Annotated in this window: 16 protein-coding genes; 11 read left to right on the top strand and 5 right to left on the bottom strand. The window is 40.0% G+C overall.

What is annotated here, in order from left to right; all coding sequences use genetic code 11:
* Positions 1-39 precede the first annotated feature (39 nt).
* Entirely contained in the window at positions 40-705 is a 666-nt protein-coding gene (gene radC, locus INP93_RS00080; RefSeq protein WP_049371887.1) for a RadC family protein, read from the bottom strand.
* 203 nt (positions 706-908) lie between these two features.
* Between radC and coaBC the strand changes: the two genes are divergently transcribed.
* The 5 genes from coaBC (at position 909) to crp (ending at position 4,222) form a co-directional block, all read left to right on the top strand.
* Complete coding sequence (gene coaBC, locus INP93_RS00075; protein WP_197544801.1) at positions 909-2,111, top strand: bifunctional phosphopantothenoylcysteine decarboxylase/phosphopantothenate--cysteine ligase CoaBC; 1,203 nt, start codon at positions 909-911, stop codon at positions 2,109-2,111.
* 73 nt (positions 2,112-2,184) lie between these two features.
* Positions 2,185-2,640, top strand: coding sequence for a dUTP diphosphatase (gene dut / locus INP93_RS00070; RefSeq protein WP_197544800.1), 456 nt, complete (start codon positions 2,185-2,187; stop codon positions 2,638-2,640).
* A 3-nt stretch (positions 2,641-2,643) separates the two neighbouring features.
* Positions 2,644-3,297 carry a nucleoid occlusion factor SlmA gene (slmA, locus tag INP93_RS00065; protein WP_005698358.1) on the top strand — a complete coding sequence of 218 codons (654 nt, stop codon included), beginning with the start codon at positions 2,644-2,646 and terminating at the stop codon, positions 3,295-3,297.
* A gap of 21 nt (positions 3,298-3,318) precedes the next feature.
* Positions 3,319-3,537: a YheU family protein gene (locus INP93_RS00060; RefSeq protein ID WP_005695554.1), complete on the top strand. Its 219-nt coding sequence runs from the start codon at positions 3,319-3,321 to the stop codon at positions 3,535-3,537.
* Positions 3,538-3,553: 16 nt separating this feature from the next.
* The gene (gene crp, locus INP93_RS00055; RefSeq protein WP_049369445.1) at positions 3,554-4,222 is read left to right on the top strand and encodes a cAMP-activated global transcriptional regulator CRP; all 669 of its coding nucleotides are present in this window, start codon (positions 3,554-3,556) and stop codon (positions 4,220-4,222) included.
* A gap of 510 nt (positions 4,223-4,732) precedes the next feature.
* On the opposite strand, the gene nagE is transcribed toward crp, so the two are convergent.
* Positions 4,733-6,199 (bottom strand): N-acetylglucosamine-specific PTS transporter subunit IIBC, encoded by a 1,467-nt coding sequence (nagE, locus tag INP93_RS00050; protein WP_197544799.1) that lies wholly within the window; start codon positions 6,197-6,199, stop codon positions 4,733-4,735.
* A gap of 217 nt (positions 6,200-6,416) precedes the next feature.
* Between nagE and INP93_RS00045 the strand changes: the two genes are divergently transcribed.
* The 6 genes from INP93_RS00045 (at position 6,417) to nagA (ending at position 11,877) form a co-directional block, all read left to right on the top strand.
* Entirely contained in the window at positions 6,417-7,106 is a 690-nt protein-coding gene (locus INP93_RS00045; RefSeq protein WP_049372873.1) for an N-acetylmannosamine-6-phosphate 2-epimerase, read from the top strand.
* 11 nt (positions 7,107-7,117) lie between these two features.
* Positions 7,118-8,056: an N-acetylmannosamine kinase gene (locus INP93_RS00040; RefSeq protein ID WP_197544798.1), complete on the top strand. Its 939-nt coding sequence runs from the start codon at positions 7,118-7,120 to the stop codon at positions 8,054-8,056.
* Positions 8,049-8,915: a MurR/RpiR family transcriptional regulator gene (locus INP93_RS00035; protein ID WP_014064022.1), complete on the top strand. Its 867-nt coding sequence runs from the start codon at positions 8,049-8,051 to the stop codon at positions 8,913-8,915. The genes INP93_RS00040 and INP93_RS00035 overlap by 8 nt, the downstream gene beginning before the upstream one ends.
* A 9-nt stretch (positions 8,916-8,924) precedes the next feature.
* Positions 8,925-9,803, top strand: a complete 879-nt coding sequence (gene nanA / locus INP93_RS00030; protein WP_005695560.1) for an N-acetylneuraminate lyase — start codon at positions 8,925-8,927, stop codon at positions 9,801-9,803.
* Positions 9,804-9,891: 88 nt separating this feature from the next.
* Complete coding sequence (gene nagB, locus INP93_RS00025) at positions 9,892-10,695, top strand: glucosamine-6-phosphate deaminase (protein WP_197544797.1); 804 nt, start codon at positions 9,892-9,894, stop codon at positions 10,693-10,695.
* A gap of 36 nt (positions 10,696-10,731) precedes the next feature.
* Positions 10,732-11,877, top strand: a complete 1,146-nt coding sequence (gene nagA / locus INP93_RS00020) for an N-acetylglucosamine-6-phosphate deacetylase (RefSeq protein WP_197545301.1) — start codon at positions 10,732-10,734, stop codon at positions 11,875-11,877.
* Between the two features lie 63 nt (positions 11,878-11,940).
* Here the strand turns inward: nagA and recF are convergent, their stop codons facing one another.
* From recF to dnaA, 3 genes are read right to left on the bottom strand one after another with little or no spacing between them, the layout of a single operon-like run.
* Entirely contained in the window at positions 11,941-13,023 is a 1,083-nt protein-coding gene (recF, locus tag INP93_RS00015) for a DNA replication/repair protein RecF (RefSeq protein ID WP_197544796.1), read from the bottom strand.
* A 5-nt stretch (positions 13,024-13,028) separates the two neighbouring features.
* Entirely contained in the window at positions 13,029-14,129 is a 1,101-nt protein-coding gene (gene dnaN / locus INP93_RS00010; protein WP_128787990.1) for a DNA polymerase III subunit beta, read from the bottom strand.
* Positions 14,130-14,139: 10 nt separating this feature from the next.
* On the bottom strand, positions 14,140-15,504 hold the full coding sequence (gene dnaA / locus INP93_RS00005) for a chromosomal replication initiator protein DnaA (RefSeq protein WP_197544795.1): 1,365 nt from the start codon (positions 15,502-15,504) through the stop codon (positions 14,140-14,142).

Genomic DNA, 15,504 nt, shown 5'->3' with positions numbered 1-15,504 from the left:
TGGAAATGAACGATAAAAAAATCATCAAATTCCCTAAAACTATAACAAATTATGTTCTGCAAAAGAATAACAAGTGCCTTTGCCGACAATAAAATGGTCCAAAATTCGGATATCCATTAACTCAGCAGCTTCAATAATTTTTTGTGTGATCATTTTGTCGGAATAGCTCGGTTCTGCTAGGCCAGAAGGGTGGTTGTGAGCCAAAATTAAGGCGGCTGCATTGCAGTAAAGGCTTTCTTTGATGATTTCACGAGGATAAACATTCGTCACATTAATTGTGCCTAAAAATAACCGCTCTTTTTTAATCAAACGATGTTGATTATCTAAAAATAACACCATAAAAATTTCACGTTCTTCGTGATGAAGCTCCGCTTGAAGATAAAGCTTTACCGTAGATGTGTCGCTAAATACATGCTCTATTAGTAATTCTTGCTTCAGATACCGCTTTGTCATTTCTGTGGTGGCTTGCAGTTGAATAAACTGCGTAATGCCTAATCCTTTTACTTTGCAAAAGGCTTCTTTATCTGCGCTTAATAAGCTTCGAAGAGAGCCAAAATGTTGCAGCACGTTATGTGATAATTCCATGACAGGGCAACCTTTAATCCCTGTTCGTAGAAAAATAGCAAGTAATTCGTGATCTTCTAAGGCTTCAACGCCATATTTCAACAATTTTTCACGAGGCATTAAGGGGGAGTTTGTCTGCATATTAATTAATGAAAAGAAAAAAGTGAGGTCAATTTTCAGGAGGTTTCGAATCTTTGCGAGAAGTCTGTTTTATTTTTGGTATAGCGATCGCAAAAATAAAATTTTTTATTGGTGAAATTTGAAGTAAAATAGACAGCCTTAAGTTGTTAAGTACTAACACACAAAAAACATATCCATTCTATTAAGTCTTAGCGGAGTAGCAAATGAGCTTGAGCGGAAAGCGTATTGTTGTCGGAATTACAGGAGGCATTGCCGCCTATAAAACCATTGAGTTTATTCGTTTGTTACGCAAATCTAACGCAGAAGTTCGAGTGGCTTTAACGCCTGCCGCTGCTGAATTTGTCACACCTTTAACGCTACAAGCCATTTCGGGTAATGCGGTTTCTCAATCTTTACTTGATCCACAAGCTGAATTAGCCATGGGACATATTGAGCTGGCCAAATGGGCTGATGCGATTGTGATTGCGCCAGCTAGCGCCGATTTTATTGCGCGTTTAACCGTTGGAATGGCAAATGATTTACTCAGTACGATCTGTCTCGCGACAAGTGCACCTATTTTGCTCGCACCGGCGATGAATCAGCAAATGTACCACCAGGCGATTACACAACAAAATTTGACTGCCCTTTCTGCGCGAGGTATTCATTTTGTTGGGCCAAATAGTGGCTTTCAAGCTTGTGGCGATGTGGGGGCTGGTAGAATGTCCGAGCCCGCTGAAATTTTCGAATCACTTCAATCACTTTTTGCTGTTCAGCAGGATTTAGCCGATTTAAGTGTCACCATTACGGCAGGTCCGACGCGTGAAGCTATCGATCCTGTTCGTTATATTTCTAATCACAGCTCAGGCAAAATGGGCTTTGCAATTGCCGAGGCTTTTGCAAAACGTGGGGCAAACGTCACCTTAATTGCAGGGCCTGTTAATCTGGCTACACCGAAAAATGTTCATCGTATTGATGTGACAACTGCCCATGAAATGTGGCAAGCCTCCCTTGAAAGTGCGGTCAAAAATCGCATCTTTATTGGCTGTGCTGCGGTGGCTGATTATCGAGTTGCGGAAGTTGCTGATCAAAAAATTAAGAAAACCAATGATAACGATGAGCTTTCTCTTAAATTGGTGAAAAATCCAGACATTATCGCAAGTGTGGCAAGTTTAGAAAAAGATCGTCCATTTGTTGTGGGCTTTGCGGCTGAAACGCAAAATGTCGCTGAGTATGCGAAGAGCAAACTTCAACGCAAAAATTTAGATATGATTTGTGCCAATGATGTATCGGGTGGGCAAGTATTCGGACAAGACCAAAATGCTTTGCAGATCTTTTGGAAAACAGGTGAAAAAGCGTTGCCGTTAGCTGATAAAAATAAATTGGCAGAAGTGTTGGTCACCGAAATTGTTGAGCATTATCACAAATAAAATACGTTTAAAATTCGTTGGATTTTGTGACCGCACTTTTGTATGACAGATTTCTTTTAAAGGATAAATAAGCATGAAAAAAATTGATGTAAAAATTTTAGATAGCCGTATTGGCAACGAATTTCCTTTACCAACCTATGCAACCGAAGGTTCAGCAGGTTTGGATTTACGTGCATTGCTTGAAGAAGGCATTGAAATTCAACCAGGCGAAACTAAACTTATCCCGACAGGCCTTTCAATTTATATTGCCGATCCGAACCTTGCAGCAGTGATTCTGCCTCGTTCTGGTTTAGGTCATAAACACGGTATCGTATTAGGTAACTTAGTGGGCTTAATTGATTCAGATTACCAAGGTCCATTAATGGTGTCTGTATGGAATCGTGGTCATGAACCGTTCAAAATTGAAGTCGGCGATCGCATCTCACAGTTAGTCTTTGTGCCAGTCGTACAAGCGGAATTCAATATTGTCAGCGAATTTACCGAAACTGAACGCGGTGAGGGCGGTTTTGGTCATTCAGGTAAAAAATAAACTATGGTAGAACAATTATCTCTCGTAGAAGTTGATGAGATTGCCGCGGAAATCAAACCGCCAAAAATCGAAAAACGTACGGTAAAAGAACGTCGGCAACAAGTGTTGACGGTGCTTACGCATATGCTACATTCTGAACGCGGAATGGAGCGTATGACAACAGCGCGTTTGGCGGAAGAAGTCGGTGTGTCAGAAGCGGCGCTTTATCGTTACTTCCCAAGTAAAACCAAAATGTTTGAAGCGTTGATCGATAATATCGAAGCGAATTTATTTAGCCGTATCACCACATCAATTCGTAATGAAACCAATACGATGAATCGAGTGCGTGACATTATGCAGATGATCCTCGACTTTGCGCGTAAAAACCCAGGGTTAACACGTATTTTAACCGGACATGCATTGATGTTTGAAGAACCTCTTTTACAGGCTCGTGTTGCGCAATTTTTCGATCGTCTTGAAATGCAATTTGTGAATATTTTACAAATGCGAAAATTACGCGAAGGGCGCGGTTTTAACGTCGATGAACGCATTATTGCGGGGCATTTAGTGACGCTTTGTGAAGGGCAGTTTATGCGTTATGTCCGTACAAATTTCCGTTTAGGCGCAAATCAAAGTTTTGAACAGCAATGGCGTTTTCTAGAACCGCTTTTTGCTTAATTGACTTTAGTTGATAAATATATGATTATTCCGTGGCAAGAATTGCCAACAGAAACCTTAGAAAATATTGTGGAAAGTGTGGTACTTAGAGAAGGTACCGATTATGGTTCACACGAATTTTCTTTAGAACAAAAAAAACAACACCTACTAAACAAGATTCACAATGGAAGTGCAGTGATTGTTTGGTCAGAGTTACATGAATCCATTGATATAAAAGATAAAATGGAATTTCTAAAATAAATCAATAGGAGCTTATATGTCAGAAAATGTCGAATTATTAGAAGAACAAAAGCCGCAGGACGATGATCAGCAGCGAGATCCTGCTCTGGATTGGTTCCTTACTCACTGTCATTTACATAAATATCCAGCAAAATCGACCTTAATTCATGCGGGTGAAGATGCCAATATTTTATATTTCTTAATTAAAGGAACCGTGATGGTTTCATCGAAAGATGATGAAGGCAAAGAGATGATTTTATCTTATTTAGGTGCCGGACAATTTTTTGGTGAAGCGGGTTTATTTGATGAAGGCTCGAAACGTTCTGCTTGGGTGAAAACGAAAACCCCTTGTGAAATTGCAGAAATTTCCTATAAAAAATATCGTCAGCTTATCCAAATTAATCCTGAGATTTTAATGTTCCTTACTTCTCAGTTATCAAAACGCTTGCAAAATACATCGCGACAAGTGACTAACTTGGCCTTTTTAGATGTGGCAGGGCGTATTGCTCAGGCGCTTATGCATTTAGCAAAACAACCTGAAGCGATGACGCATCCTGATGGTATGCAGATTAAAATTACACGTCAGGAAATCGGTCAAATGGTAGGTTGTTCGCGTGAAACCGTAGGGCGAATCATTAAGATGCTGGAAGATCAAAATCTCATTCATGCACACGGCAAAACCATTGTGGTTTATGGCACAAGATAGCAAAAATAACCGTCTCTAATCAGACGGTTATTTTGTTTTTGTTACATTGATGTGATAGTTGAAATGGCTTTGTTAATTTTTATACGAAAAGCGAAAAAATACTTCTTTTAGTGCAATATCTTAATTGACAAAATTGCGGAAGACTTCTATCATAATACTGCCTTCCAACGTGGTTTGTTTGGAAGTCAGGATTGGTCTCCTGAATATAATAAGTGGCTTTTAAAAGATACTTAATCTTTTAATTTTATATCGCAGACTGGAACCCCAGAGATGCTTTAAATCTATGGTGGGCTAGGTAGAAATCCCGCAGGGATGCGATGCAGTAAGCCACTTGCTGTTAAGACCAATTCTGCTTAGTTCCACCACCCTTCAAAACAATCTTCAATTTTCAAACATTCATCAAAATCACTTCAAACGAGAAATTCTCGGTTAAAGTGCGGTCATTTTTTACTTTATTTTTGGCAAAAAAATACCGACCCATTTCTGAGTCGGTATTTCATTTGGTGTATTTTATTTTACTTTTTGTTTCATGGCTTCTGCCACAAGTTCAGCTTCAGGGCCGAGAACCACTTGTAAGCCATCGTTACCGATTTTCACGATACCTTTTGCGCCAAGAGACTTAAGCTGTTCTTCATTAATTTTGTGTTGATCCACTAAGCTCAAACGTAAGCGAGTGATACAAGCATCAATATTTTTGAAGTTATCTGCACCACCTAAAGCATCAATAAATTTGACCGCTCTTTCTTCGCGAGATTGGCTTGCTACTGGTTGTGCAGTAGTGGTTTCTTCCGCTTCTTCGGTACGACCTAATGTTTTTAAGTTGAACGCTTTAATTGCAAAACGGAATACCACGTAGTAAATCACGAAGAATACTAAGCCTTGTACGATGAGCATATACCATTCAACGGCTAATGGGTTGCGTGATGAAAGCACCATATCCACGAGACCCGCACTGAAACCGAAGCCTGCGATCCAATGCATTGTTGCGGCGATAAAGACAGAAATACCGGTTAATACTGCGTGGATGAAGTAAAGCACTGGCGCAACAAACATGAAAGAGAATTCTAATGGCTCGGTGATACCAGTGAAGAATGAGGCAAACGCACCGGCAAGCATGATTGATGCGACTTTCGTTTTTTGGCTTGGTTTAGCACTGAGATAAATCGCTAATGCCGCACCCGGTAAACCGAACATCATGACAGGGAAGAAACCAGCTTGATACATACCGGTTACACCAACTGTTGCAGTACCTTCAGCAAGTGATTTTGCACCACCTAAGAAGTTTGGAATATCGTTAATGCCTGCAACGTCAAACCAGAATACAGAGTTTAATGCGTGGTGTAAGCCAACAGGGATGAGTAAACGGTTGAAGAAACCGTAAAGACCTGCACCAACCGCACCTAAGTCTTTAATGCTTTCACCGAATGACACTAAACCGCCGAAAATATATGGCCAGATGTAGAGCAAGACGAAACTGAGAAGCATCATGACAAAAGACACAACAATCGGTACGAGACGTTTTCCGCTGAAGAAGGAAAGTGCTTTTGGCAATTCCACTTGATAGAAGCGGTTATAAAGTTCAGCTGAAATCACCCCGATCAAAATCCCAATAAATTGGTTATTGATTTTCCCGAAGGCAGCTGGCACTTCACTTACATCGATATGTTGTAGCTGAGCAACGCTGCCAGGTGAAAGTAGAGTGGTTACCACATAGTAGCCAACTAAACCTGAAAGTGCAGCAGAACCATGTTTGTCCTTAGATAAACCGAAAGCAACGCCAACGGCAAAAAGCAGGCCCATGTTATCGATGATAGCACCGCCTGATTTAATTAAAAATGCAGCAAGTTGACTGTTTGCACCCCAGCCATCAGGGTCAAGCCAATAACCGATACCCATCAGTACAGCAGCTGCTGGTAAGACAGCGACAGGTACCATCAAGGCCTGCCCAATTTTTTGCGCATAACCTAACACATTCATTTTTTTCTCCTATTTATAAGTAATGAAGTATTACTTCATATTTTAAAGTAAAAAAAAATATTTTGTATAGATGTTGTCACTTTATCTTAAATTTGAGAAGCCGATCACAAATTTTGAAATTAAACTTCAAAAAATATTTTTTTATGGTGTGAGTTTTACTATAATGACGAAAGAGCCAAAAGGACACCAAGTGTTACTGTCTAATATAGGAGTTTATATGTCGAAATTATCACATAATGAAGTCTTAGATAAAATCAAATTTGGTCTTATTGCTTCTTGTCAGCCTGTCGATGACGGCCCGATGGATAAACCAGAAATCGTGGCGGCGATGGCGCAGGCTTCTGTTATTGGTGGCGCAGCCGGATTGCGTATTGAGGGCGTAGAAAATCTCAAAGCAACACGCCCTACCGTGAATGTGCCGATTATTGGTATTGTGAAACGTGATTTACCTGACAGCCCAGTGCGAATTACCCCATTTTTGCATGATATTGAAGATTTAGCGAAAGCCGGTGCAGATATTATTGCCGTGGATGGGACAAATCGCCCTAGACCAGTAGATATTGAAAGTGCGGTCAAAAAAATCCACGAATTAGGCTGTTTAGCCATGGCGGATTGTTCGAATTTAGAAGAAGGCTTGTACTGCCAAAAACTCGGTTTTGATATTGTGGGTAGTACGATGTCTGGCTACACAGGTGGTGCTGTACCTGAAGAGCCTGATTATCAATTAGTCAAAGATTTGAAAGCCGCAGGCTGTCGTGTCATGGCGGAAGGCCGTTATAACACCCCTGAGTTGGCGAAAACAGCCATTGAAATTGGTGCTTATTGCGTGACAGTTGGTTCTGCATTAACGCGTTTAGAGCATATTGTAAGCTGGTTTGCTAAAGCCATTCATTCAGCAAAAAAATAAAGGAAGAAGACATGTCATTAACAGTGGATAGTGGTCAAGCATTACAGCGTTGTTTGGCATTAGATATTGGTGGCACAAAAATCGCTTCTGCTATAGTGAAAAATGGTGAGATTCAACAGCGAAAACAGATTTCCACGCCACAAGATGATGCCACACAAGCTATGCATCAAACCCTTGCTCAGTTGTTAAAAGAATATGAAGGACAGTTTGATTATGTCGCCGTTGCTTCAACGGGCATTATTAACCAAGGCGTTTTGACCGCACTTAACCCTAAAAATTTGGGTGGATTAGCCCAATTTCCGCTAAAAGACAGCATTGCACAGCATACTGATAAACCGATTGGGTTGCTTAATGACGTGCAAGCTGCAGCCTATGCAGAGTATCAACTACAAAATCCTGATGATGTGCAAAACTTTACCTTTATTACGGTTTCCACAGGCGTAGGTGGCGGTTTAATTTTAAATCATCGTTTGCTCACTGAGCCAAACGGCATTGCAGGGCATATAGGTCATACTTTGGCCGATCCTAATGGCCCCGTTTGCGGCTGTGGTCGGCATGGTTGTGTCGAAGCCATTGCATCAGGTCGAGCTATTGAAGCGGTTTCTTCTCAATGGGATGATCCTTGTGATCCGAAAGAAGTTTTTGCACGTTTTCGTCAAAATGATGAAAAAGCAACCGCACTTGTCACACGTTCAGCTCAAGCTATCGCGAATTTAATTGCAGATTTGAAGATTGGCTTAGATATGCAGAAAGTCGTGGTTGGCGGTAGTGTCGGATTAGCAGACGGTTATTTACCGTTGGTTCAATCTTTATTAAGTGAACTTCCTGCTGTTTATCATTGTGAATTAGAAAGTGCTAAATTCGGGCAAGATGCTGGCTTGATTGGTGCAGCTTACTGGGTAAAAGATTGCTTATTACAAGCAAAAAATACGGGAGTGGTTTATGGCTAAAAATGGCAATATTTTAAATACCATCAGCTCGTTATATCGCAGTTTAACGAAAACTGAAAAGAAAATTGCGGATGCGATTTTATTGAATCCTGATCTTGCGGTGCAATGTCCTCTAGCTGAAATTGCGGCTCATTTAGAAGTAGGGGAAGCGACCTTTGTGCGTTTTTGCCGCACTCTCGGCTTTAAAGGCTTCAGTGATTTTAAATTGGAATTATCCATCGAGCTTGCGACGAAAGATGGTAAAGATAACACCGTATTAGATTCAGATATTACCGATTCTGACAACTCATTGAATATTGCGCATAAGCTGAAATCTGCCATCAATAACGTGATGGATGAAACCATTAATTTATTAGATTTTGAGCAGTTGGAAGAGGCCGTAAAAGCCATTCAGCAAGCGAATCGTGTCTTTTTATTTGGTGTGGGCACATCGGGTATTACAGCAGAGGATGCCAAAAATAAATTGATGCGTATCGGTGTGCAAGTGGATGCGACAGGTAATAATCATTTTATGTATATGCAGGCATCGTTATTGACGAAAAAGGATGTGGCAATTGGTTTGAGCCATTCCGGTTATTCTCAAGAAACCACTCATACCATGAAAATCGCTAAAGAAAATGGCGCCAAAACCATTGCGATTACACACAGTTTGCGTTCTCCAATCACTGAATATGCCGATCTGGTTTTAGTGAATGGCAATAAGCAAGGCAAGTTACAAGGCGACTCTATCGGCACGAAGATTGCTCAATTATTCGTATTAGATTTGATTTATGCTTTATTGGTACAGGCATCGCAGGAAAGTGCGGTCAAAATAAAGCAAAAAACATTAAATGTCATTTTAGAACAACGTATTAAATAGGAGAGAAAAATGCGTAACTTAAAAGGTATTTTTAGTGCGTTATTAGTATCATTCAATGAAGATGGCTCTATCAATGAAAAAGGTTTGCGTGAAATTATTCGCTATAACATTGATAAGATGAAAATTGATGGTTTATATGTAGGCGGCTCAACAGGTGAAAACTTCATGCTTTCTACGGAAGAGAAAAAACAAATTTTCCGTATCGCGAAAGATGAAGCGAAAGACCAAGTCGCGTTAATCGCACAAGTGGGTAGCGTAAACTTACACGAAGCAGTGGAATTAGGTAAATATGCAACCGAATTAGGCTATGACAGTCTTTCTGCGGTAACGCCTTTCTACTATAAATTCAGCTTCCCTGAAATCAAACATTACTACGACACCATTATTGCAGAAACGGGCAATAACATGATCGTGTACTCAATTCCGTTCTTAACTGGCGTGAACATGGGTATTGAACAATTCGGCGAACTTTATAAAAACCCGAAAGTGCTAGGTGTGAAATTTACCGCTGGGGATTTCTATCTATTAGAACGCTTGAAAAAAGCTTATCCAAATCACCTCATTTGGGCTGGTTTTGATGAAATGATGGTACCTGCAGTATCTTTAGGTGTGGATGGTGCAATTGGTAGTACATTCAATGTTAATGGTGTACGCGCAAGACAAATCTTTGAATTAACCAAACAAGGTAAATTGGCTGATGCGCTTCAAGTTCAACATGTGACCAATGATCTTATCGAAGGCATTTTAGCGAATGGCTTATATCTCACTATCAAAGAGTTATTGAAACTAGATGGTGTGGATGCAGGTTATTGCCGTGAGCCAATGACAGCGAAAGCAACGCCAGAGCAATTAGCGAAAGCGAAAGAGTTAAAAGCAAAATATTTATAAATTAATGGAAAAGTGACCGCACTTACTTCTTTCCTCTCTCTATCGGAGAGGAAAGAATGTCGGTGTGGTACCGATAAGGAAGGTTATTATGCGTCTCATTCCTCTGAATAATGAACAACAAGTCAGCCGTTGGGCGGCGCGTCATATTGCTGATCGAATTAATCATTTTAAACCTACCGCAGAACGTCCTTTTGTATTAGGTTTACCAACAGGTGGTACGCCACTTAAGACCTATCAAGAATTGATTAAATTAAATCAAGCAGGAGAAGTGAGTTTTAAACATGTGGTGACTTTCAATATGGATGAATATGTGGGTTTACCAAAAGAACATCCAGAAAGCTATCACAGTTTTATGCATAATAATTTCTTCAACCATATTGATATTCAACCGCAAAATATCAATATTTTAAATGGTAATACCAATGACCATGATGAAGAATGCCGCCGTTATGAAGAAAAAATTAAATCTTATGGCAAAATTCATTTGTTTATGGGCGGTGTAGGTGTTGACGGACATATTGCCTTTAATGAACCTGCGTCTTCTTTAAGTTCGCGTACCCGTATTAAAACTTTAACGCCAGATACTATTATTGCGAATTCTCGTTTCTTTAATAATGACGTAAATCAAGTACCAAAATATGCCTTAACAATAGGTGTAGGGACATTACTTGATGCAGAAGAAGTGATGATTTTAGCAACGGGTTATAATAAAGCCTTAGCCGTACAAGCCGCCGTAGAGGGCAGTATTAATCACCTTTGGACAGTGAGTGCTTTACAGCTTCATCGTCATTTCGTTTTGGTATGTGATGAGCCAGCATTGCAAGAATTGAAAGTCAAAACAGTGAAATATTTTACTGAATTGGAAGGTCGCGCGATTCATAGTGTATTATAAGTGCGGTTAATTTTAATTTGATTTTAGGAAGGTATGATGAAGTATGCATTAATTAACAGCGTAATCTACACGAAAAATGAAGTCTTAAGAGATTATGCAGTGGTTATTGAAGGGGAATATATTCAATCCGTTATTCCACAAAGCGAATTAGAAAGCGGGATTAAAACCATTGATTTAAAAGGGCATAATCTCACTGCAGGTTTTATTGATTTGCAATTAAACGGCTGCGGCGGTGTGATGTTTAACGATCAAACAAGCGTGGAAACATTAGAAATTATGCAAGCCACGAACTTAAAATCAGGCTGTACCAGTTTCTTGCCAACGTTTATTACTGCACCAGATGAAGATATAAAACGCGCAGTAAATATTATGCGTGAGTATTTGAATAAGCATAAAAATCAAGCGCTTGGCTTACACATCGAAGGCCCTTATTTAAGTCTTGAGAAAAAAGGTGTGCATCGTCCGGAATATATCCGTGAAGCGACGCCAGAGATGAAAGATTTCTTGTGTGATAATGCGGATGTGATTACTAAGTTAACTATTGCTGCTGAAAACCCAACGGTGCAATATATTCCTGATTTTGTGAAAGCAGGCATTATTGTGTCTATTGGCCATTCTAATGCGACTTATGAAGTAGCAAAAGCCGCCTTTCATAAAGGGGCAACTTTTGCGACACACTTGCATAATGCGATGTCGCCGATCAGTTCAGGACGTGCGATGGGCGTAGTTGGCGCAGTGTTAGATTCCGATGTTTACACGGGGATTATTGTAGATGGCGTGCATGTGAATTTTGGTAACGTTCGCTTAGATAAAAAAGCGAAAGGTGACAAACTTTGCATTGTAACCGATTCTCTTGCTGCTGCAGGTGCACCACCTGAATTGGAAACTTTCACTTTTGTAGGAAAACCGATTTATGTGAAAGAAGGTCGTTGCTACGATGCAAATGGTACGATTGCGGGCGCATCGATTACCATGATGGAATCTATTAAGAATGCTGTAGAGTATGTGGAAATTCCATTAGCAGAAGCGATTCGTATGAGTAACCTGTACCCAGCAAGAGCGATTGGCGTAGATGACCGTTTAGGTTCTGTTGAAGCGGGTAAAGTGGCTAATTTGGCTGTATTCACAAAAGATTATGATGTGATTGGTACCATATTGAATGGTGAATGGAAACCAAACTAAAGTGCGGTCAAAAATAGCATTGTTTTAAACGTAATCCGATCTTTAAACAGATCGGATTATTTTTTATGGTTGCAATTCGGTGATCTTACCTGTATCCACTTGGAATAATTTCCCTTTACCAACCTGCATTTCTTTGAGTTGGCCTTGAGTAATAGCGGTTACGAAAACTTGAGAACCACTTTGTTGCAAGCGTTCAGCTAGAAGCGCACGTTTATGTTGATCCAACTCTGAGGCAAAGTCATCAATTAGAAAGATACAATGACGTTGTTTTTGAATCATTAAATGCTCACCTTGGGCTAAACGTAGCGCACACATCAATAATTTTAATTGACCACGAGAGAGTACATCTTCCACGGGGAGTCCATTGGCTTTAAAACGGAAATCGGCTTTTTGTGGACCAGAAACCGTATAGCCAATGGCTTTATCTCGCTCAAAGTTTTGCGCCAATAATTCACCATATTCTGTCTCTTTCTCCCAGCCTTGATGAAAGCTCACAGTAATCTCTAATTCAGGTAAAAATAACTGGCAGGTTTTTTCGATCTCAGGACGTAAAGCCTCCGCGTATTCAGCGCGCCAATCACTCACTTGATGGGCTAATTTAGCTAATTCAATGTCCCATATTTTTATTGCAGAATAAGGCTGATTTTGACTGAGTGCGGCATTTCGCTGCTTTAATAAACGGTTTAAGGCGACCCAAGAGGAATGAAAGCTATTATGGTGGTGGAATAAACCCCAATCTAAAAATGCACGTCGAAAACTTGGTCCACCGTTTAATAGGGTAAGTCCTTCAGGCGTAATTAATTGCATGGGTAAAAGGTGAGCGAGATCGGCAATTTTATTGCCGTCTTCACCATTTATTTTCGCAATGGTATTACCTTGACGAAGTTTTTGTAAGCCTACAGACCATTGATGCTGACTTTCTTGAATTTGGCCAAAAAGCGTGAAATGAGGTTCGTCGTAAGAAATAATGCGATTTACGACCGCACTTTTGAAAGAGCGTCCATGTCCGAGATAAAAAATTGCTTCTAATAAGCTCGTTTTTCCGCTGCCGTTGTTGCCGACTAAAAAGTTAAAGCCGTGATCAAATTCAAGATCCACGGCATTTAAATTTCTAAATTTTTCAACAATTAAGCGGGAAATGGCCATTATTTCTAGAGGCGCATTGGCATAATGACGTATTCTGCGCTTGCATCTTCGCTGTTTTCAATTAAGCAGCTTGATGATGCATCTGTTAGGCGAATACGTACTTGTTGGCATTTTAAGGCATTCAATACGTCTAAAATGTAAGTCACATTAAAGCCCACTTCCATTTCTTCGCCTTGGTAATTCACATCCACGATTTCTTCTGCCACTTCGTGTTCAGGGTTAGATGCGGTAATTTTAAGTTGGTTTTCACTTAAGTTTAAACGCACGCTACGTACACGTTCATTTGAAAGAATAGATGCACGTATAAAGGCTTGTTTTAAGGTTTCCCAGTTACCTTCTACGATACGAGTTGCATTACGTGGTAATACACGACGGTAATCAGGGAAACGACCATCAATGAGTTTTGAGGTAAACACAATGTGGTTTAAGTGAATACGAAGATTATTAGTACCGATTTGCAAACGAGCAAGCTCGTCACTGCTTTCTAATAAGCGGTTTAGTTCTAATACACCTTTACGAGGAAGAATAACTGAATGAGTTTGCAGATCTTGATCTAATTCGATCGTACAAACCGCAAGACGGTGACCGTCAGTTGCAACAGTACGTAATAAATTACCTTCGGTTTCAAATTTCATGCCGTTTAAGAAATAGCGGGCATCCTGGTTTGCCATTGAAAATTGAGTTGCTTCAATTAAGCGACGCAAGGTACTTTGCGGTAAGGCAAAATCCACTTCAGATTGCCAATCTGTCAGGTTTGGGTATTCTTCTGCAGGTAGCGTAGTGAGATTAAATTTACTGCGACCAGACTCTACAATGGCACGATCTTCCTCAAAGGTGACCGTAATTTCAAATTCATCTGATAGCGTACGGCAAATATCTAAGAATTTTTTAGCCGGAATGGTGAACGCACCATCAGCGGTTGAAGAAGAAAGTTGAGTATAGCTAGAAAGCTCAACTTCAAGGTCTGTACCTGTAATCGTTAAACGGTTATCTTCAATTTGTAATAACACGTTATTTAATACAGGAATATTCGGACGATTGCTTAATACGCCACAAACTTGCTGTAAGGGTTTTAATAGATTTTCTCTTGAAATGCTAAATTGCATCATTGGCTCCTTATGCAGATAATGTGCGAATTAAATTCGCCCAATCTTCTTGAATACTGCTGTCTTTTTCACGGAATTTTGGCACTTCACGACAAGCATTTAAAACTGTCGTATGGTCGCGTTCAAAGGCACGGCCAATTTCCGGTAAGCTTTTATTGGTTAATTCTTTTGCTAACGCCATCGCAACTTGGCGTGGGCGAGTGACTGATCTTGCTCTGCTTTTCGATTTTAAATCCGCCACTTTAATTCGATAGTATTCTGCCACGACTTTCTGAATATTTTCAATGGTTACCAAACGTTCTTGTAAAGCGAGAATATCTTTTAATGTGTCACGGACAAAATCAATATCAATGTGACCACCTTTGAAGTCTTGCATCGCTTTCACACGGTTTAATGCGCCTTCTAATTCACGAACATTGGTGCGTAAACGTTGTGCAATAAAGAATGCCACTTCTTCCGGCAGTTCCATATGATGTTCTTCTGCTTTTTTCAGCAAAATCGCAACACGAGTTTCTAAATCAGGTGGTTCAATCGCAGTGGTTAAACCCCAGCCGAAACGAGATTTTAAGCGTTCTTCAATTTTTTCAATTTCTTTTGGATAGCGGTCAGAGGTCAAAATAATTTGACGGCCAGTTTCAAATAAACTATTGAAAATATGGAAAAACTCTTCTTGTGTTTTTTCTTTTTCTGCGAAGAATTGAATATCATCCACTAATAATGCATCAAGAGAACGATAGAATTTTTTGAATTGATCCATTTTATTATCACGCATTGCTTTTACCATGTGCTGCATAAAGTTATTTGCATGGATATAAAGCACGCGGGCATTCGGTTTATTCGCTAAAATGCCATTACCGATTGCGTGTAATAAGTGAGTTTTACCTAAACCAGTCCCCCCATATAAAAAGAATGGGTTTGCCGTTGGTTCACCAGGTGCAAGGGCAAGTTTTTGACCCACAGCACGAGCGAGTTGGTTTGATTTACCTTCAACAAAGTTTTCGAATAAATGTTTACGATTTAGATGTGATTCAAATTTAGTGGATGAATCAGATTCTTGCTGAAAACTCACCGCACTTTCTTGATGATTATTCGTTTGAATTGGGGCTTCAACTGCTTTTGGAGCTGGTTTTACCCCTTCTTTTACGATAATTTGTAAATTTGGATTTTTAGCAAGGGCTTGGCAAATTTGATGAATTTGGGCCAAGTAATGATTTTCTACCCAGCTTTTCACAAACATATTTGACGCATATAACACCACTTGATCTTGCGAGATTAAATCCGCTTGTAGTGGGCGTAACCAAGTACTGAGATCCATCGGGGAAACCTGATCTTGTAGTTGAGATAAGCAATCTTGCCATAGGGTAGAAAGGCTCAC

This window comes from Haemophilus parainfluenzae (genome assembly GCF_014931415.1).
GTDB classification, from domain to species: domain Bacteria; phylum Pseudomonadota; class Gammaproteobacteria; order Enterobacterales; family Pasteurellaceae; genus Haemophilus_D; species Haemophilus_D parainfluenzae_AF.
Note: the sequence above shows the minus strand (reverse complement) of the source record. Positions and strands in the feature narration are given on the sequence as shown.

Coding starts and splice junctions, on each gene's coding strand:
- nagE (WP_197544799.1), bottom strand. CDS start 6,199: ATGAATGTGTTAGGTTATGCGCAAAAAATTGGGCAGGCCTTGATGGTA.
- crp (WP_049369445.1), top strand. CDS start 3,554: ATGTCAGAAAATGTCGAATTATTAGAAGAACAAAAGCCGCAGGACGAT.
- INP93_RS00060 (WP_005695554.1), top strand. CDS start 3,319: ATGATTATTCCGTGGCAAGAATTGCCAACAGAAACCTTAGAAAATATT.
- nagB (WP_197544797.1), top strand. CDS start 9,892: ATGCGTCTCATTCCTCTGAATAATGAACAACAAGTCAGCCGTTGGGCG.
- slmA (WP_005698358.1), top strand. CDS start 2,644: ATGGTAGAACAATTATCTCTCGTAGAAGTTGATGAGATTGCCGCGGAA.
- INP93_RS00035 (WP_014064022.1), top strand. CDS start 8,049: ATGGCTAAAAATGGCAATATTTTAAATACCATCAGCTCGTTATATCGC.
- INP93_RS00040 (WP_197544798.1), top strand. CDS start 7,118: ATGTCATTAACAGTGGATAGTGGTCAAGCATTACAGCGTTGTTTGGCA.
- coaBC (WP_197544801.1), top strand. CDS start 909: ATGAGCTTGAGCGGAAAGCGTATTGTTGTCGGAATTACAGGAGGCATT.
- radC (WP_049371887.1), bottom strand. CDS start 705: ATGCAGACAAACTCCCCCTTAATGCCTCGTGAAAAATTGTTGAAATAT.
- dut (WP_197544800.1), top strand. CDS start 2,185: ATGAAAAAAATTGATGTAAAAATTTTAGATAGCCGTATTGGCAACGAA.
- dnaN (WP_128787990.1), bottom strand. CDS start 14,129: ATGCAATTTAGCATTTCAAGAGAAAATCTATTAAAACCCTTACAGCAA.
- INP93_RS00045 (WP_049372873.1), top strand. CDS start 6,417: ATGTCGAAATTATCACATAATGAAGTCTTAGATAAAATCAAATTTGGT.
- recF (WP_197544796.1), bottom strand. CDS start 13,023: ATGGCCATTTCCCGCTTAATTGTTGAAAAATTTAGAAATTTAAATGCC.
- nanA (WP_005695560.1), top strand. CDS start 8,925: ATGCGTAACTTAAAAGGTATTTTTAGTGCGTTATTAGTATCATTCAAT.
- nagA (WP_197545301.1), top strand. CDS start 10,732: ATGAAGTATGCATTAATTAACAGCGTAATCTACACGAAAAATGAAGTC.